Source organism: Arthrobacter sp. NPDC058127, from assembly GCF_042884555.1.
Lineage (GTDB): Bacteria > Actinomycetota > Actinomycetes > Actinomycetales > Micrococcaceae > Arthrobacter.
On sequence record NZ_JBHVTT010000022.1, the window covers coordinates 28,160 to 45,540 of the forward strand.

The window sequence follows — 17,381 nt, forward strand, 5'->3', positions numbered from 1 at the left end:
CCGACATGGCTGCAGCACCACCGGCCGGATCAGCTGATCCGAAGCCACCCGTGATCGCCGTCGTCGGGCCCACAGGGTCCGGCAAGTCCGATCTCGGCGTCGCCCTCGCCCTTGCGCTCGACGGCGAGGTCATCAACGCCGATGCCATGCAGTTCTACCGGGGCATGGACATCGGCACGGCCAAGATCAGCGTCGCCGAACGCAGGGGAGTACCCCACCACCTCCTCGACACGATGGATGTCACCGAGGAAGCCAGCGTCTCCGCTTTCCAGGCCGACTGCCGGGCCGCCATCCGTGATATCCATAGCCGCGGGAAGCGTGCCATCCTGGTGGGCGGCTCCGGCCTCTACGTTCGGGCAGCGTTGGATGTCCTGGAGTTTCCTGGCACGGACTCCGACGTACGGCGGCGGCTGGAGGAGGAGCACGAAACATCCGGTCTTCCAGCCCTCCAGGAACGACTCCAACATGTCGACCCCGTTTCGGCGGCCAGGCTCGGCGACGCCCGCCGCGTCATCCGCGCGCTGGAGGTTTTCGAGCTCACCGGCCGCCCGTTCAGCTCCTTCATGCCGCAGCGCGAGTACTTCCAGCCGGCCGTGCAGATAGGGCTCGACGTCGACCGTGGAGTACTCCGCGAGCGTTTGGCCGAGCGCGTTCTGGGGATGGTGGACGCGGGACTTCTTGAAGAGGTCGCCCGATTGGACGCCGCCGGACTGCGACAAGGCAAGACGGCATCGCGGGCTCTCGGATACGCCCAGTTCCTTAGGGTCCTCGATGGCGAATCCGACACGGCTACCGCGGCCGAAGAAACCATCGTGGCCACCCGGCAATTCGCCCGGCGCCAGCTCACCTGGTTCCGGGCCGACCCTCGAATCCACTGGCTTGACTGGCAGGATCCGGATTTGGTGGCCAAAGCAGTAGAAATCTGCGCGAGCCCGGCGTCGGTGATTTAGGCGCAACCCTTAGTACAGGTAGCCTTGAGCCATGGATGAAACCCTTGCATTTTCCGCCCCGCAGCCTACCGCTGCCGGCGGTTCCGTGCCCGCCTCCGGTCTTCACGGATTGGCCTTTTCCAAGGGGCATGGAACGGGCAACGACTTCGTCCTCATTGCGGACCCCGAAGACGCGCACCAGATCTCTCCGGAGCAGGTGGCAGCCCTCTGTGACCGCCACCTGGGCGTCGGCGGGGACGGGCTCATCCGAGCCGTCCCTTCACGGTTCCTGCCCGAAGGCGTCCAGCTGCTCGAAGCAGATTCCGATGCCGAGTGGTTCATGGACTACCGGAACGGCGACGGCTCGCTGTCCGAAATGTGCGGCAACGGTGTCCGCGTCTTCGTCCAATTCCTCATCGAGCAGGGTCTTGTCACGCTAAACGCCGGTGAATCCCTGACCATCGGGACGCGCGGCGGTATTAAGAAGATCGTCCGGACCTCTGAGGGATATGCGGTGGACATGGGTCCGTGGGAGTTCATTTTCCCCAAGGATGCCACCAGTAAAGCAATGGACTCCCTCGTCAGCGCCGACGGACTGGAAGTCGCCCGCCCAGCCCTTTCTGTCAGCATGGGCAATCCGCACACTGTGGTGGCATTGGCCGAGCTTTCAGAGCTCAAATCCACGCAGCTCTTCAAGGCGCCCGTCGTCGATCCCAAGCCAGCCAATGGCACCAACGTCGAATTCGTGGTTCCCGCGGAGCCCCTCGTCCACGAAGGCGTCGGAAACATCACGATGCGCGTCCACGAACGCGGCGTCGGTGAGACCCAATCGTGCGGCACCGGCGCCTGCGCGGCCGCCGTCGCGATCCGCCACTGGGCCGGCGAAGGCGCACCCGACACGTGGCGCGTCAAGGTGCCGGGCGGCGTCGTCGGCGTGCGGTTCTTCCCTGGAGAAAGCGGCCGCGAACACGTTGAGCTCAGCGGGCCCGCCGTGATTGTCGCTAGCGGGACGCTTTCCTGATCCGCAGGATGCGGAACGATTTCGACGTGCTCTCCCGGGACACCGAGAAGGAACCGTCGAGGGTCTCGGCCAGCCAGCGCTGAAGCGAGTCCGCTCCGAGGTTTTTCTGCACCACGAGCCACGCGTTTCCGCCCGGGGCAAGCCGTGGCAGCCACGTGAGCAGCAGCTCGTGGAGTCCATCCTTGCCGATGCGGATGGGCGGGTTGGACCAGATGGTGTCGAACGTCACGGCCGGGTCGACGTCGTCGGGCAGGCTCGCGGTGACATTCCCGAGCTCCAGCAGGGCCGCGTTCTCGTTCGTCAAGGTGACGCAGCGCTCGTTGACATCCACGGCGTGGACGCGTGCGTGCGGAGCCATGAGCCCCATGGTCAACGCAATGGGACCCCAGCCGCAGCCGATGTCCAGCAGGTTTCCCTGCGGCGCCGGCGGTGGAACCTCGGAGAGAAGGATTGCGGTTCCCTTGTCGATCCCGTCGGGGCTGAAGATGCCGCCCGAGGTCTGGAGCCGGCGGGTCGCGCCGGCCAGTTCCACCGTGAGGGGCTTGCGGGTGAACGGCCCCGCGGGCTGTGCGCTGAAATAGTGAGCAGACTCCATAGCTTGCCAGATTAGTGGCCAGCAGCGGGCAAGGGAAACCGCGGGTCGGCAAGGCTGAACTTGACGGGGTCTGATAGTCTGATGCGCATGTTCTTGATCTTTGAGTAGCTGGCACCGCCCGCGACGTAGGCCTGCCTCATGTGCAGCGCCATTCCGCCTTGGCATGTCCGTTCCAGTCGTTGCTCCCTGACGTCTGGACACTCAGCAGATCGTCCCCTCCCCATCCCGGGATCTGTGCACGCAATCCGCGCAGCCCGTCCCGGATGGAGACCCCAGACAGTCAGCAGAGCCTTGCCAGGCATCAGCCCTGCGCGAATTCCGCGCCACAAGAGACGAATCGGCACTATTCTGGAAGTGCCGAACCCCCTAGAGGAGACCATGACCACGCAGAAGAACACCGGACCCGATTCCGACGCCCAGGACATGAGTCCTGAAGAAATCCAGGCTGTCATCGACCGGATTCTCTCCAAGGACGCACCTGCCATAGTTCAGGACCGCGACGAACCGAGGGGCGTGTTTGGCAAGGCCCAGGCGATCTCCCGCCTGGACGAAGAACACAGCATCTACGACGGCGATCAAGAGGATCTGGCCGAGCGCCGGGCCTTGCGCCGTACTGCGGGCCTGTCCACGGAACTTGCAGATGTCACCGAGGTCGAATACCGGCAGTTGCGCCTTGAGCGCGTGGTGCTGGCAGGCCTCTGGACCGAAGGCACCCTGGCCGACGCCGAGAATTCCCTGCGGGAACTTGCCGCCCTGGCCGAAACGGCCGGCTCTGAAGTCCTGGATGGCATTGTCCAGCGCCGCATGAAGCCGGACCCCGGCACGTTCCTTGGCTCGGGCAAAGCCATGGAGCTCAAGGACATCGTGATGTCCACCGGCGCGGACACCGTGGTGGTCGACGCCGAACTGGCGCCGTCCCAGCGGCGCGGCCTTGAGGACATCGTCAAGGTCAAGGTGGTGGACCGCACCACGTTGATCCTCGACATCTTTGCGCAGCACGCCAAGAGCCGGGAGGGCAAGGCCCAGGTTGAGCTGGCACAGCTCGAATACCTGTTGCCGCGCCTGCGTGGCTGGGGCGATTCCATGTCCCGCCAGGCCGGTGGCCAGGTGGGTGGTGCCGGTGCCGGCATGGGTTCCCGTGGTCCTGGTGAAACCAAGATCGAACTGGACCGCCGTCGAATCCGCACCCGCATGGCCAAGCTACGGCGCGAAATCGCCGCGATGAAGCCATCGCGCGAGACCAAGCGGGCCAACCGCCGTCGTAATGCCGTTCCTTCGGTTGCCATCGCCGGTTACACGAATGCCGGAAAGTCGTCGCTGCTCAACCGCCTGACGGATGCCGGTGTCCTCGTGGAGAACGCGTTGTTCGCCACCTTGGATCCCACGGTGCGCAAGGCCCAGACCCCTGACGGGATCGGCTACACGCTCTCGGACACCGTCGGCTTCGTGCGTTCGCTGCCCACCCAGCTCGTGGAGGCTTTCCGCTCCACGCTGGAAGAGGTGGCCGACGCCGATCTGATCCTCCACGTGGTGGACGTTTCGCATCCCGATCCGGAAGGCCAGATCGCGGCCGTCCGCACGGTGTTCAGCGAAGTGGATGCCCGGAAGATCCCGGAAATCATTGTCCTGAACAAGGCGGACGCCGCGGATCCGTTTGTCATTGAGCGGCTCAAGCAGAAAGAGCCCCGCCACGTCGTCGTGTCCACGCGCACAGGGCAGGGCATTGCCGAACTCCTTGGAGCCATCAGCGAGGCTATTCCGCGTCCCGGTGTGCGCCTTGAGGTTCTGATTCCGTACAACCGGGGCGAGCTCATCAACAAACTGCACAACACCGACGCCGAAATCCTCAGCCTTGAGCATGAGGAGGAAGGCACCCGCGTGGTGGCCATGGTCCACGAGAACCTGGCAGCCGAGTTGGAGTCGTTCGTCAGCAATGGTTGATCCAGAGGCGGGGGAGCGCGGCGAAACCGTGGGGGAACGGACCGCCCTCGAACTCCTGGACAAAGCCGTTGCCGGTATGGGCGGGCAAAACCGCACGGGCCAACACCAGATGGCACGGCAGGTGGCGCGGGCGATCGAGACCGGCGAACACCTCCTGGTTCAGGCGGGCACGGGCACGGGCAAGTCCCTCGCGTACTTGATTCCGCTGATTGCGCACGCGATGGAGAGCAACAAGCCCACCCTCGTGTCCACGGCCACCCTCGCCCTGCAGACGCAGATCGTGGGCCGGGACTTGCCCAGGCTCCTGGAAACCATCAATCCGGAGCTGGAGCGCCCGGTCAGCATCGCCCTGGTCAAGGGCCGGGCCAACTATGTGTGCCGGCACAAGCTGGAGGGCGGTTTCCCCAGCGAGGAGCCTGCCGAGGGGCAGTTGTTCTCCCTCGGCGAGGACACCAGCGTTCCGCACCTCGCCGCAGCCATCGGCGGGCCTGCCTCGCAGCTCGGCAAGGAAGTCCTGCGGCTGCGCGAGTGGGCCGGGAAGACCACGACGGGGGACCGGGACGAACTCATGCCGGGCGTGACGGACCGGGCCTGGCGCCAGGTATCCGTCACGTCAATGGAGTGCCTCGGGGCCCAGAAGTGTCCGATGGCGGAGGAGTGCTTCAGCGAGCTCGCGCGCCACCGTGCCGCGGAGTCCGACGTCGTGGTCACCAACCACGCGATGCTTGCCGTCAGCGCCTTCGAAGGCCTGGCCGTGCTGCCCGAATACGACGTTGTCGTGGTGGACGAGGCCCACGAACTCCAGGACCGCGTGACGGGTGCCGTGTCCGGACAGCTGTCCGTGGCGATGATCCACGCCGCAGCCTCGAGCGCCCGCAAACACACGGCCATCACCGTGGACGCGCTGAACGCGGCCGCTGACCGCTTGGAACTCGTAATCATCGGTGCGCCGTCCGGCCTCCTGCCCAACGGGCTCAACGATGAACAACTTGATTGCGTGGACCAGCTCCGGGAAGCCTGCCGTGCGGCGCTTTCCGATTCGAAGGGGGATTCCTCCAACGCGGTCGACGGCGGACGCCAGCTCGCGCGCTCACGGTTGATGCTGATCCTCGAGCTGTGCGAACGGCTGCTCTCCGCACGGGAAAACAGGGAAGTCGTGTGGCTCTCCCGGAACAGTACCTTCGATCCGCAGCAGGGCTACACCGCGCCCGACGAGGACTCGCCCGCGCTCATCAACATCGCGCCGCTCAGCGTTGCCGGACGCCTCCGGGAAGGGCTCTTCGCGGGCCACACCGTGGTCTTGACCTCTGCCACTTTGGCTATCGGCTCCGCATTCGAGGCCACCGCCGGGGGGCTGGGCCTGACTGGCCAGGGCGCCCCCAGCTGGACGGGCGTGGATGTAGGCTCGCCCTTCGACTACCCGAAGCAGGGCATGCTGTACGTCGCCAAGCACTTGCCCAAGCCGGGGCGCGGCACTTCGCCCGAAGCGCTTGACGAACTTGAAGAGCTCATCAGGGCCTCGCACGGCGGGGCTTTGTGCCTCTTCTCGTCCCGACGTGCAGCCGAGGACGCCGCGGAAGCGATGCGGTCGCGCCTGGACGTGGACATCCTGTGCCAAGGCGAATCGACCATGGCCGCGTTGGTCAGGCAGTTTGCCGAGGAGGAAGACACGTGCCTGTTCGGCACGATGTCCCTCTGGCAAGGCGTTGACGTTCCAGGCGGCTCATGCCGGCTGGTAGTGATTGACCGGATCCCGTTCCCTCGTCCGGACGATCCCCTGATGACGGCACGGTCCCGCGCGGTGGCGCAGGCCGGAGGCAATGGTTTCATGGCCGTGTCTGCCACGCACGCGGCTATCCGGCTGGCACAAGGGGCGGGCCGCCTCATCCGCTCAACGGGGGACAAGGGCGTGGTGGCAGTACTGGATTCACGGCTTTCGACCGAGCGCTACGGCAACTTCCTCCGGGCAGCGTTGCCGCCCTTCTGGCCCACCACGGACCGTTCAGTAGTGCGCGGTGCGCTCGAACGGCTTTACGCCGAGTCGGCTTGAAGAGACCGCATCAGCAAGCAGCGGCCTCAGGCCCGCGAATCCGGCGCTTGTTTCCGACCCCGGAGCCGGTTGGCCCGGAGTTGGAAACAAGCCCCAGTGGTGGTCATCCGTCGTGCCAGTGCGAGGGCACTTCCAGATCCGAGGGCAGCAGAGTTGCGCGACTGCCTCTGGCGGCGTTGAGCTGCGGCTGGGTTAGATACATTGCCTTGGACAGATCAGTGCGTTCAAGCCATGCATCCCTGAGGTCTGCGCCGAGCAGATCGGCCCCCGATAAGTCACTGTCCCGCAGATCCGCGGCAATCAGGTAGGCCCCTCTGAGGTTTGCCCCGCATAACCGGCGGGACCTGAGATTTTTGCCCATCAGATCAGCTCCCGGCTTCAGCGCGGAATCAAGATGATCGTCTCCGGTGGCGAAGTAGGAGGCCCGTACTTCTTCGCTGACTTCCATGAGCGTTGACCTCACCTGGGAGTGAAGTTCTTGAATGTCCAGTGAAAGCAGGTCCGGCAGCTCGCCGCCGACTGCCTGTTCGATCGTGTTCCGGAGCTGTATCGCACGATGTGAGGAGTCGGGATCGAAAGTTCGTGCCTGTGCGTCAGCCAGGTACCAAAGCATCTCATGTAGCCGTCTGGCGGCTTTGAATGCCGAAAACATCTCGTCTTTTATATCAGGGTACGCAAGCCAGCTCTTTCCGGCGAAGAACCCTTGCGATACGTTCTGGCCGGCCCCGAAGCAGTCAAAGACCGTGCAGCCACGAAAGCCTCTTGGGCGCAGGCTGTCGTGGATTGTGCAGGAGAAGTCAGCTGCAAGGTTTTGGCACGGAGAGCCTGCGGGTTTGTCGAGTGCGAAATCTGCAGAGCGGGAGAACCCGAACGCTGTGCAGCAGAGGGCAAAGCAGTTTCCGCAGTCAGGGCGCAGGGATTGCCGGTCGAGGGAAGGTGATGAGGGTTCGGTATGGTTCGCTGACGTTGTTTGCATGTGATCTTCCAGGAGTGAGTTCGGTGTGGGCCGGTGAGCAGGGGAAGTCCATATGGAGTTCCCCTCGCGGGCGCACGGAATCACTGCTCGCTAAGGAGCGGCCTGGAATCGCTGAGAGGCCTGTGGGTCACAGAGAAAGATGAAGTATCACTGGCAGCAGAATACCTGACTACCACCACCGGCGGAGAGGCGGCAGGCCACGGGCCCAGTGCCGTCAAAGCTACCGCGCCGTCAAAGCTATCGCGGACTAAAGCGAGCGCAGGACCGAGACGACTTTGCCCATGATGGTGGCATGGTCGCCCAGGATAGGCTCGTACTGCGTGTTCTGGGGGAGCAGCCACGTGTGGCCGTCGCGCTGCCGGAAGGTCTTGACGGTGGCTTCGTCGTCCAGGAGTGCGGCCACGATGTCGCCGTTGAGTGCGTCGTTCTGCCGCCGTACCACCACCCAGTCTCCATCGCAGATAGCGGCGTCGATCATGGAATCTCCGGCGACCTTCAGCATGAAGAGCTCGCCATGTCCTACCAACTGCCGGGGCAGCGGCAGGACGTCTTCAACGGTCTGGTCCGCCAGGATGGGTCCACCGGCGGCAATGCGCCCTACAAGGGGAACCATGGCCGTGTCACTGGCACTCGCGAGCTCGGTGACGGCCAGGCCGCCGGCGCTACGGAGTTTCGCCGGCGCTTCAACGCCGGGGATGACGGAGCCGCCGTCAAGGGTCAACGGCATGAGGACTTCCATTGCGCGAGGGCGCTTGGGATCGCGGCGAAGATAGCCGAGCTTCTCGAGCTGTGACAACTGGTGCGTGACGCTGGACAAGCTGGCCAAGCCAACGGTGTCCCCGATCTCGCGCATCGACGGCGGATAACCGTGATCGTTCACTGAACGTTGGATGGTCTCCAGGATTTTCTTCTGGCGGACGGTCAGGCTCTTGGGGGCCTTTTGCGGCTGCTGGCTCCGCGCCGAGGCCGACCCGCTGCCAGTGGCTTTCGCTGCCATGTTCGCCAACGCCCTTCCGTTCCACCCGTGCGGCCCTGAGGCGCTTGCCGGGACTAGCGGCCTGAAATGTCAGACCCTCCTGTTGCACTGATTCAGTGCTCGTTCCTTCACTCAAACGTAGGGCAGGCGCAGGCGTTTATCAAACATTTGTTCTAGCGAGTCTCGACATCGTTCGTTGATAAGTGCTAAAAATGTCGTAGCAAAGTTCGAATATGTGTTCTATAAAAGTGATGCAGGCTCCGGTTGTTCGTTCGAATCGTTCGAAGACAACAACGAACAACCGTCCTGCAAGCACTGACTGAAGGCAAGAATTGGCAGCCGCAACCAGGGATTCCGGGACGCGGCATTGTTCAGAAGGGCTCAGCTCATGTCCGCAATCACCATCACCCACACGCCCGGCCGCAATGCGGCACGTGGCCGGCTCCGCCTGACCCGCCGGGGCCGCATGGTCTTCTTCGGCTTCCCGGCAATGCTCCTGGTTGCAGCCCTGCTGAGCCTGGCGGGATTCCTGAATTCGCCGGCCAAGGCTGCTGATTCCACCGCGGAGCTGCAGCCCACCTCCAGTACGAGCGTCACGGTACAAGTGGGCCAGTCTTTGTGGGGGATTGCGGGAATTGCCGCACCGTCCCGGGATCCGCGCGACGTTGTGGCCGAGATTATCCAGCTGAACAACCTCCAGGACGGCCACATCGTGCCAGGCCAGCAACTGTTCATTCCTGCCACTTAGCAGCAACGTTGACCGGGTTGCATGTGCCTGGAACGGTCCCCGGGCCGTCACAGTTTCAGGGCATCCGCCGCTGCACCTTAAACTGTCATGGTGAGTGAGCAGCTTGAACGACTTGACCGACTTCCCCTCCGGACCAACCTCCGCGGCCTGAGCCCGTATGGCGCGCCGCAGCTTGATGTTCCGATTTTGCTCAACGTCAACGAAAACACTCATGGCGTACCAGCTGATGTCCAGGCGGCCATCACCGAAGCTGTCGCGGCGGCCGCCGTCGGACTGAACCGCTATCCGGATCGCGAGTTCACCGAACTGCGCGAGGCCCTCGCGGAATACCTCGGCCACGACCTTGCGGCCGAGAACATCTGGGCAGCCAACGGCTCCAATGAAGTGTTGCAGCAGATCCTCCAGGCTTTCGGTGGCCCCGGCCGGACCGCGCTCGGTTTCCCGCCCACGTACTCCATGTACCCCCTGCTGGCCAGCGGAACCGACACCGCGTACATCGCGGGAGTCCGCGCTGAAGACTATGGACTCGATGCAACCTCGGCCGCCGCGCAGGTCCGCGAGCTCAAGCCGAATGTCGTGTTCCTCTGCTCTCCGAACAACCCCACCGGCACCGGACTCGGCCTCGACGTTGTCGAAGCCGTATACGAAGCCGGCGAGGCGAGCCAGACAATGGTGATCGTGGACGAGGCCTACCACGAGTTCGCCCACGACAACACGCCAAGCGCATTGACGCTCCTCCCCGGCCGGGAGCGCCTTATTGTCTCCCGCACCATGAGCAAGGCGTTCGCCCTTGCCGGTGCACGCATCGGCTACATGGCAGCTGCCCCCGAGGTCGCCGATGCGATCCGCTTGGTCCGCCTTCCGTACCACCTCTCCGCCATCACGCAGGCAACCGCGCTGGCGGCCCTCCGGCACCGCGAAGCCCTCATGGCCGACGTCGAAGACATCAAGGTCCAACGAGATCGCATTGTCAGCGAGTTGACCCGGATGGGCTTCAAGCCGGCCGCCTCGGATTCGAACTATGTGTTCTTCGGCGGAATCGACAACCCCCACGCCCTGTGGCAAGGCCTGCTGGAGCGCGGAGTCCTGATCCGCGACGTCGGCATACCAGGCCACCTCCGGGTCACGGCCGGCACGGAGCCGGAGACCACGGCCTTCCTTGAGGCGCTTGGAGCCTTGCTGGACGGCCAGGGCTCCACACCGGCCTAGACTTGGACAAGCCCCACCACTCCTTCCTCCTAAGGACATATCAATGAGCGAAAACGGCGCCAGCACGGCGGCCGCCCGGACAGCACGCATGGAACGCACCACAAGCGAGTCCTCCGTCCTGGTTGAAATCAACCTCGACGGCACGGGAGTCTCGGATATCAGCACCTCGGTGCCGTTCTATGACCACATGCTGACGGCGCTCTGCAAGCATTCGCTCATCGACATGACCGTCAAGGCGACGGGGGACACCCACATCGACGCCCACCACACCGTGGAGGACGTGGCCATCACCTTCGGCGAGGTCTTGCGCACCGCCCTGGGTAACAAGGCGGGCATCCGTCGCTTCGGCGAGGCCACAGTTCCGTTGGATGAAGCGTTGGCCCACGCCGTCGTCGACGTCTCCGGACGCCCCTATCTGGTTCACGGCGGTGAGCCCGCCGGCCAGGAATACCACCTGATCGGTGGACACTTCACCGGTTCGCTGACCCGTCACGTCTTTGAGGCCATCACCCTGCACGCCGGCATCTGCCTCCACATGAATGTCCTGGCTGGCCGGGATCCGCACCACATCGTGGAGGCACAGTTCAAGGCATTCGCCCGTGCACTGCGTTCCGCCGTTGAGTCGGATCCCCGCGTCGAAGGCATTCCGTCCACCAAGGGTGCCTTGTGAGTACGCACATCCTCAAGGATGGGGCTGTGGTGGATCCGAACGCTGCCGGCCGCATCGTCTCGCCTGAGGGAAAGCCGACCGTGACCGTCCTTGACTATGGCTCGGGCAATGTCCGCTCGGCGGTCCGGGCGCTTGAGCGTGCCGGCGCGGCAGTCACATTGAGCGCCAAGCCAGAAGATGTCCTGAACGCCGACGGGCTCCTGGTGCCCGGCGTCGGCGCCTTCGAAACAGTGATGCGCGAACTCAAGGCAGTCGACGCCATCCGGATGATCGGCCGCCGTGTTGCCGGGGGCAGGCCCGTCCTGGGTATCTGTGTCGGGCTCCAGGTGCTGTTCGAGGCCGGAGTGGAGCACGGAACCGAGGCCGAAGGGATGGGCGAGTGGCCGGGCAAGGTGGAGCTCCTCCCCGCGCCCGTTGTCCCGCACATGGGCTGGAACACCGTGGACGTGCCGGAAGGCTCAAAGCTGTTCGCTGGCGTCGAGCACGAACGCTTCTATTTCGTGCACTCGTACGGCGTGCAGAAGTGGGAATTCGACGTCGTCCAGCCCCGCATGGCTCCGCCGAAGGTGACCTGGTCCGAACACGGCGCCCCCTTCATTGCCGCCGTGGAAAACGGACCGTTGTGCGCCACGCAATTCCACCCCGAGAAGTCGGGCGACGCCGGAGCGCGGCTCCTGCGAAACTGGGTTGAGGGCTTGCGACCGCAGGCAAAACCCCAGCCGCAGGCGAGCGAAGCCGGAGGCGCTGCCTAGTATGTGGTCCGTTATCCTCATGGGCACCGCCGGGCTGCTGGTTGGCGGAGGAATCTCCTTCCACCAGCAGAAGCGTCCCGCCTGGGTCTCCATTTCGTTCTACGTACTCGCTGGCTTGGCATTGCTGGCCGCCTACCTCTTGACCCTGCCTGCCAAATGACTGCGCCTGCCAAATAACTGCGCCTGCCAAATAACTTGCCGGGCAATTGACGCCCGTCCCCACAACACCGAGGACTTCAATGACCACCGCCTCCGAACTGCCTGTTCTGGAACTCCTGCCCGCCGTCGACATCGTGGACGGCCAGGCCGTCCGTCTCCTTCAGGGAGAAGCCGGCTCCGAGACCAGCTACGGCACCCCGCTCGAAGCAGCACTTAACTGGCAGAACGCCGGAGCCGAGTGGGTGCACATGGTGGACCTGGACGCAGCGTTCGGCCGCGGCAACAACGCCGACCTCATCAGCGAGGTCGTCTCGCAGCTGAACGTCAAGGTGGAGCTGTCCGGCGGATTGCGCGACGACGAATCCCTCGAGCGCGCGCTTGAGCTCGGCGTCGCCCGCGTGAACCTCGGTACCGCCGCGTTGGAGAACCCGGAATGGACCCGCCGGGCCATCGACCGCTTCGGTGACAAGATCGCCGTCGGGCTCGACGTCCGCGGCACAACGCTCGCGGGCCGGGGCTGGACCAAGGAGGGCGGGGATCTCTGGGAGGTCCTGGCCCGCCTTGAGGACGCCGGCTGCGCCCGCTACGTGGTCACCGACGTCACGAAGGACGGAACCCTGCAGGGACCCAACGTCGAGCTGTTGCGCCAGATGGTCGAAAAGACCGGCAAGCCTGTCGTTGCATCGGGCGGCATCTCCAGCCTCGAAGATTTGCGCGTCCTGCGGGAACTCGTACCGCTCGGGGTCGAAGGAGCGATCGTCGGCAAGGCGCTGTACGCCGGTGCTTTCACGCTCCCGGAAGCCCTGGACGTCGCCGGCCGCCGCTGATGTCGCAGGATCCACAGTCCCCGGCTGCCCACAAGGCTTCGACTCCGGCCCCACGGCAGTTGCCTGGGCACATCGCGGCAGCCCTGGCAGGTGCGGGGGGCGCAGGCGATTCTGCCGGCCAGCCCTGGGCCGGCCGCGACCTGAGCAGCGACGCCGCCAAGATCCATAATTTCGAGGACGACGACGGAACGGCCGACGCCGGGTACCTCGCCGCCGTCGCGGCCCTGCTCGCCGGTACCGGCACCGAGGCGGGCGTGGTGGCTTCCTTGGCAACGGCGAGGGTGTTTGTCCCGGTGGTGGCCCAGCTCGCTGAGGAAGCCGAGGGCGTGGACGGACTCCATGCGGACAAGCAGGCCGACATGGCGCTCGTGACCCTGAAGGCGCCGGACGGCCGCACGGCCATGCCTGTGTTCACGTCGGCTGCCGCCCTTGAAGCCTGGCATCCGCAGGCCCGTCCCGTCGCTGTTTATGCGGCCCGGGCGGCGCTGTCTGCAGTCTCGGAGGGAGCCCAGCTGCTTGTCCTGGATCCCGGTTCGGAGGTCACCTTCGTCGTGCGCCGGCCTGCCATGTGGTCACTGGCACAGCAGCGCGACTGGACGCCGTCGTACCTTGATGATGAACTGGAGTCTGCTCTCAATTCCTTGGCAGGGATGTACCCGGCCGTGCGGCGCCTGGAGGTGCGGCCGGGATCGGGAATGGCTTCGCGCACGGCTGACGGATCGGCCATGGCCGGCGGGGGACCCGGGCCCGAATTGCGCGTGGTGCTGTACCTCGAAGACGGCCTGGACGCCGCCGCGGTACAGGATCTCGTCTCCGGGCTGAACGGGCGTTGGGCGCAGAACGAATTGTTCGCCGAGCGGGTTGACTCGATCGAGGTCAGCTTGCAGCGGGCGGCACAGTAGCCGAAGGCACAGGGGGAACGTCCTTGTCCTGCCCTCGGCAGAACAGAGGATGTAGCTCGTGAATTTCTCTCTCTACCGGGAGATGCTGTCCATCACGTCCGTGCGGCGTCTCTTGTTGGTGGGCATGGTGGCCCGCATACCGCACTCGGCAGCGGGGGTCCTGCTCACCTTGCACATCGTGCTGACCTTGGGCAAGGGATATGCTGCCGCCGGCGCTGCCGCCGCGGTTTTCACCATCGGCATCGCCATTGGCGCGCCGTGGCGCGGACGGCGCGTGGACACCGTGGGCCTGCGCAAGGCGCTTATTCCTTCGGTGGTGTCGGAGTTGGTGATTTGGTCCGTAGTGCCGCATGCGAGCTACGAATGGATCCTTCCGCTCGTCTTCGTCGGGGGCCTGCTGACGCTGCCGATCTTCAGCGTCATCCGGCAGTCCCTCGGTGTGCTGGTTGACGGCGAGCAACGGCGTTCGGCCTATGCCTTGGACTCCATTGGCACCGAAGTGGTTTTCATGATCGGCCCCGCGGTGGGCGCGGTCGTGGCTACCAGCGGCTTCACGGTCCTCGGCCTGACCATCGTGGGTGTGTGCACTTCGGCCGCAGGGCTCTTCCTGCTGTGGTTCAACCCGCCCACCCGCAGCGAGGGCGTCCTGGATGCCGGCCAGACGGCCGACCGGGATGCGGACGAGCTCCATGCGGCCGAAGCCGCAGTGGTGGCATCGGCGCCGGCCCATCTCCAGGAAGCAGCTTCAGAGATGGCACCGACGGCTTCGCAGCCTTCGGGGCTGCGGGGGAAAATGGCCAGGAACTTCACATGGTTCACTGCGGCGGTAGCTGCTGTGTTCGCCGTCGCCGCAGGATCCGGCATGGTGCTGAGCGGCACCGACGTCGGGATCGTCGCGGTGTTGCAGCGCGGCGGGCACGAGAGCCAGATCGGAATTGTCTTCTTCTTCTGGTGCGCCTCGTCGGTAGTCGGCGGGCTCATCTATGGTGCCATGCACCGGCCCGTCTCACCCATCCTGCTCCTGCTTGGCATGGCGGCCCTGACCATCCCGATGGGCTTCGCCGGGGACACCTGGACCCTTGCGTTGTTGTCCCTGCTTCCGGGCCTGCTCTGCGCGCCGGTGTTGTCGGCGGCGTCGGAAAAAGTCGCCGACCTCGTGGATGAGGAGCGGCGCGGCGAGGCGATGGGCTGGTATGGCTCGGCTCTCACAGCAGGCGTGGCCTTCGGTTCGCCGGTTGCAGGCCTCTTTATCGACGGCGTGGGGCCGTGGGCCGGCTTCGTCGCCATCGGGACGGCGGGAGTGGTGCTGTGCCTTGCCGGGCTGCTCCTCCAGCTGCGTCGGCGCCGGATCATGACCACCACCCAGGCCGGCGCGGGGGACCCCGCCAACTGAGTTGCGCCCAAGCCGCCGGGAGACGACGACGGCGGGCCGGCCGAAGAGGCCAGCCCGCCGTCGCGGTCCAACAGGTGGGTCCGGGTCAGTTGACCGGGCCGGTGAACTTCTCGCCCGGGCCCTTGCCCGGCTCGTCCGGGATCAGTGACGCTTCCCGGAACGCAAGCTGCAGGGAGCGGAGGCCATCGCGCAAGGGGCCGGCGTGCTGCGAACCGATTTCCGGCGCTGCGGCGGTGACCAGTCCGGCCAAAGCGGTGATCAGCTTGCGGGCCTCGTCCAGGTCCTTGAGCTCCTCGGCCTCGGGGTCGTCGGCCAAGCCCACTTTGACGGCTGCTGCGCTCATGAGGTGGACGGCGCCGGTGGTGATGACCTCAACAGCCGGAACTTCCGAAATGTCGCGGATCTGCTGGCCTACTCCGGCGTCAGTGCCGTTGGGCTCGTGGTCGAGGGAATTGCTGTCTGAAGTGCTCATGCTGGTAAGCTTGTCACAGACCGACTGGAAGTTGCCATTTTCCATGGCACACGCAGAGCTCGGCCACCCATCGTTAATGTGCGGTTGGTTGCCGATTTCTGTAGAATTGATTTTCAGTTTGCAAGCGGAGTTCTCTCCCACCCGCGTCAGCCGTTTCCCTTCGGGGATGTAAGTTGCCGGGTACCTGGTCGGACACCGTTCAAGGTCAGCCTTGGATGGTGCGAACGCCCCCATTGAGGGGCCGTATCCGATCTTCGAGGCCTTCGATTGCGCCAGCAATTGGGGGCCTTCTCTATTTGCCGGTGGAATACTCATCACAACAACAGGAGCTTTGACATTAGCGAGCCAAGAATCAATGAGCGTATCCGCGTCCCCGAGGTGCGTTTGGTCGGTCCTGCCGGCGAACAGGTTGGAATCGTCCGTATTGAGGACGCCCTACGTCTGGCTGCCGAGGCTGACCTGGATCTCGTTGAAGTTGCACCGCAGGCGAAGCCTCCGGTGTGCAAGCTGATGGACTTCGGCAAGTACAAGTACGAAGCCGCTGTTAAAGCCCGTGAGGCCCGCAAGAACCAGACCAACACGGTCCTCAAGGAAATCCGCTTCCGCCTGAAGATCGACACCCACGACTACGAGACCAAGCGCGGCCACGCGCTTCGCTTCCTGGGCGCCGGTGACAAGGTAAAGGCCATGATCCAGTTCCGCGGACGTGAGCAGCAGCGCCCTGAAATGGGCATCCGCTTGTTGCAGCGCTTCGCTGAGGACGTTGCCGAAGTTGGCGTGATTGAGTCCAGCCCGCGCATCGATGGCCGCAACATGGTCATGGTGATCGGTCCGTTGAAGAACAAGGCCGAGGCCAAGGCCGAGGCCCGCCGCGCGGCGCAGCGTGCAGAAGCCAAAGCCCAGAATGAAGCCAAGGCTGCAGGCCGGATTGACGTTTCAGGCGAGGATGCTCCCTTGACCCAGTCACTCGCGGACTTGCTCCCGGCAGAACTCTTGACCCAGGTTGAGGAAACCCAGGCCGAGGAAACCGCGCCGGAGGCCGTTGAGGCGGAGGTTGCTGAAACCGAAGAGGCTCCGGTCGCTGAAGATACGGTTGCCGACGAGGCCCCTGTGGTTGAAGCAGTTCCGGTTGCTGAGGAAGCAGTTGTTGTCGAAGAGGCTCCCGTGGTTGAAGCAGCTCCGGTTGCCGCACCGGCACCGGCAAAGGCTCCGGAGCAAGCAGCTCCGAAGCCCGTTGTGCCGGCTGCTCCCAAGCCTGCTGCCACACCAGTACCGAAACCGATGGCGAAGCCCGCGGTTCCGAAGCCTGCAGCTCGACCGGCAGCCCCCAAGGCCGCTCCGAAGCCAGCGGCACGCAAGACCAACTAGTCACGCCGCCGGAGGTATCCCCTCCGCCCGGCTCGAAAGCAGCAGCCGCCCCCTATGGGATGGCTGCACGAAAGAACTGCAGACCCAGTCTGCGGACACGTAAGGAGATCGGTTCCCATGCCGAAGATGAAGACCCACAGTGGTGCTAAGAAGCGCTTCAAGCTGACCGGTACCGGCAAGCTGAAGCGTCAGCAGGCCAACCGCCGCCACTACCTGGAGCACAAGTCCTCCACCCTGACCCGTCGCCTTGCCGGCGACAAGATCGTCTTCAAGGGCGATGCCAAGGTCATCAAGAAGATGCTCGGCGTCTAAGTTCCAAGTTTTCTGGTCGCTGCCATCCGGTAGCTGCCGACTACACCAAAGCCTTCTCAGGCCGGCCGGATTTCCCGGCAG

At 64.7% G+C, this 17,381-nt stretch carries 19 protein-coding genes; 14 read left to right on the plus strand and 5 right to left on the minus strand.

Annotated elements, in window-relative coordinates; all coding sequences use genetic code 11:
• The first annotated feature begins 5 nt into the window (after positions 1-5).
• Entirely contained in the window at positions 6-950 is a 945-nt protein-coding gene (gene miaA, locus ACFVTG_RS21425; protein WP_284753594.1) for a tRNA (adenosine(37)-N6)-dimethylallyltransferase MiaA, read from the plus strand.
• A 31-nt stretch (positions 951-981) separates the two neighbouring features.
• Entirely contained in the window at positions 982-1,950 is a 969-nt protein-coding gene (gene dapF, locus ACFVTG_RS21430) for a diaminopimelate epimerase (RefSeq protein ID WP_284753592.1), read from the plus strand.
• Here dapF and ACFVTG_RS21435 read toward each other — a convergent pair.
• Complete coding sequence (locus ACFVTG_RS21435) at positions 1,931-2,545, minus strand: class I SAM-dependent methyltransferase (protein ID WP_390282817.1); 615 nt, start codon at positions 2,543-2,545, stop codon at positions 1,931-1,933. The genes dapF and ACFVTG_RS21435 overlap by 20 nt on opposite strands.
• A gap of 11 nt (positions 2,546-2,556) precedes the next feature.
• Positions 2,557-2,685 (minus strand): hypothetical protein, encoded by a 129-nt coding sequence (locus ACFVTG_RS21440; RefSeq protein ID WP_390282818.1) that lies wholly within the window; start codon positions 2,683-2,685, stop codon positions 2,557-2,559.
• 238 nt (positions 2,686-2,923) lie between these two features.
• Between ACFVTG_RS21440 and hflX the strand changes: the two genes are divergently transcribed.
• Together hflX and ACFVTG_RS21450 are read left to right on the plus strand one after the other, a co-directional pair.
• Positions 2,924-4,486: a GTPase HflX gene (gene hflX, locus ACFVTG_RS21445; protein ID WP_390282819.1), complete on the plus strand. Its 1,563-nt coding sequence runs from the start codon at positions 2,924-2,926 to the stop codon at positions 4,484-4,486.
• Entirely contained in the window at positions 4,479-6,536 is a 2,058-nt protein-coding gene (locus tag ACFVTG_RS21450) for an ATP-dependent DNA helicase (RefSeq protein ID WP_390282820.1), read from the plus strand. Before hflX ends, ACFVTG_RS21450 begins: the two co-directional genes overlap by 8 nt.
• A 103-nt stretch (positions 6,537-6,639) precedes the next feature.
• Here the strand turns inward: ACFVTG_RS21450 and ACFVTG_RS21455 are convergent, their stop codons facing one another.
• Together ACFVTG_RS21455 and lexA are read right to left on the minus strand one after the other, a co-directional pair.
• Entirely contained in the window at positions 6,640-7,512 is an 873-nt protein-coding gene (locus ACFVTG_RS21455) for a pentapeptide repeat-containing protein (protein ID WP_390282821.1), read from the minus strand.
• A 247-nt stretch (positions 7,513-7,759) separates the two neighbouring features.
• Positions 7,760-8,509, minus strand: a complete 750-nt coding sequence (gene lexA, locus ACFVTG_RS21460) for a transcriptional repressor LexA (RefSeq protein ID WP_059387803.1) — start codon at positions 8,507-8,509, stop codon at positions 7,760-7,762.
• A 367-nt stretch (positions 8,510-8,876) separates the two neighbouring features.
• Here lexA and ACFVTG_RS21465 point away from each other — a divergent pair, with 367 nt between their 5' ends.
• The 8 genes from ACFVTG_RS21465 (at position 8,877) to ACFVTG_RS21500 (ending at position 15,148) form a co-directional block, all read left to right on the plus strand.
• Positions 8,877-9,236 (plus strand): LysM peptidoglycan-binding domain-containing protein, encoded by a 360-nt coding sequence (locus ACFVTG_RS21465; protein WP_284753584.1) that lies wholly within the window; start codon positions 8,877-8,879, stop codon positions 9,234-9,236.
• A 90-nt stretch (positions 9,237-9,326) separates the two neighbouring features.
• The gene (locus ACFVTG_RS21470) at positions 9,327-10,445 is read left to right on the plus strand and encodes a histidinol-phosphate transaminase (RefSeq protein WP_390282822.1); all 1,119 of its coding nucleotides are present in this window, start codon (positions 9,327-9,329) and stop codon (positions 10,443-10,445) included.
• A 43-nt stretch (positions 10,446-10,488) separates the two neighbouring features.
• Entirely contained in the window at positions 10,489-11,115 is a 627-nt protein-coding gene (gene hisB, locus ACFVTG_RS21475; RefSeq protein ID WP_234753135.1) for an imidazoleglycerol-phosphate dehydratase HisB, read from the plus strand.
• Positions 11,112-11,867: an imidazole glycerol phosphate synthase subunit HisH gene (gene hisH, locus ACFVTG_RS21480; RefSeq protein ID WP_284753582.1), complete on the plus strand. Its 756-nt coding sequence runs from the start codon at positions 11,112-11,114 to the stop codon at positions 11,865-11,867. Before hisB ends, hisH begins: the two co-directional genes overlap by 4 nt.
• 1 nt (position 11,868) lies before the next feature.
• Positions 11,869-12,027 (plus strand): hypothetical protein, encoded by a 159-nt coding sequence (locus tag ACFVTG_RS21485; RefSeq protein WP_390282823.1) that lies wholly within the window; start codon positions 11,869-11,871, stop codon positions 12,025-12,027.
• Positions 12,028-12,106: 79 nt separating this feature from the next.
• Entirely contained in the window at positions 12,107-12,853 is a 747-nt protein-coding gene (gene priA / locus ACFVTG_RS21490) for a bifunctional 1-(5-phosphoribosyl)-5-((5-phosphoribosylamino)methylideneamino)imidazole-4-carboxamide isomerase/phosphoribosylanthranilate isomerase PriA (RefSeq protein ID WP_184735761.1), read from the plus strand.
• Positions 12,853-13,755 carry an SseB family protein gene (locus ACFVTG_RS21495; RefSeq protein WP_284753579.1) on the plus strand — a complete coding sequence of 301 codons (903 nt, stop codon included), beginning with the start codon at positions 12,853-12,855 and terminating at the stop codon, positions 13,753-13,755. The genes priA and ACFVTG_RS21495 overlap by 1 nt, the downstream gene beginning before the upstream one ends.
• A gap of 58 nt (positions 13,756-13,813) precedes the next feature.
• A complete protein-coding gene (locus tag ACFVTG_RS21500) occupies positions 13,814-15,148 on the plus strand; it encodes an MFS transporter (RefSeq protein WP_284753577.1) in 1,335 nt (444 codons plus the stop codon).
• Positions 15,149-15,233: 85 nt separating this feature from the next.
• Here ACFVTG_RS21500 and ACFVTG_RS21505 read toward each other — a convergent pair whose 3' ends face one another.
• Positions 15,234-15,620 carry a DUF1844 domain-containing protein gene (locus ACFVTG_RS21505; protein ID WP_284753575.1) on the minus strand — a complete coding sequence of 129 codons (387 nt, stop codon included), beginning with the start codon at positions 15,618-15,620 and terminating at the stop codon, positions 15,234-15,236.
• A 378-nt stretch (positions 15,621-15,998) separates the two neighbouring features.
• Between ACFVTG_RS21505 and infC the strand changes: the two genes are divergently transcribed.
• Both infC and rpmI read left to right on the plus strand, forming a co-directional pair.
• Complete coding sequence (infC, locus tag ACFVTG_RS21510; RefSeq protein WP_390282824.1) at positions 15,999-16,988, plus strand: translation initiation factor IF-3; 990 nt, start codon at positions 15,999-16,001, stop codon at positions 16,986-16,988.
• Between the two features lie 117 nt (positions 16,989-17,105).
• Complete coding sequence (gene rpmI / locus ACFVTG_RS21515) at positions 17,106-17,300, plus strand: 50S ribosomal protein L35 (protein ID WP_059387794.1); 195 nt, start codon at positions 17,106-17,108, stop codon at positions 17,298-17,300.
• The last annotated feature ends 81 nt before the right edge of the window (positions 17,301-17,381 follow it).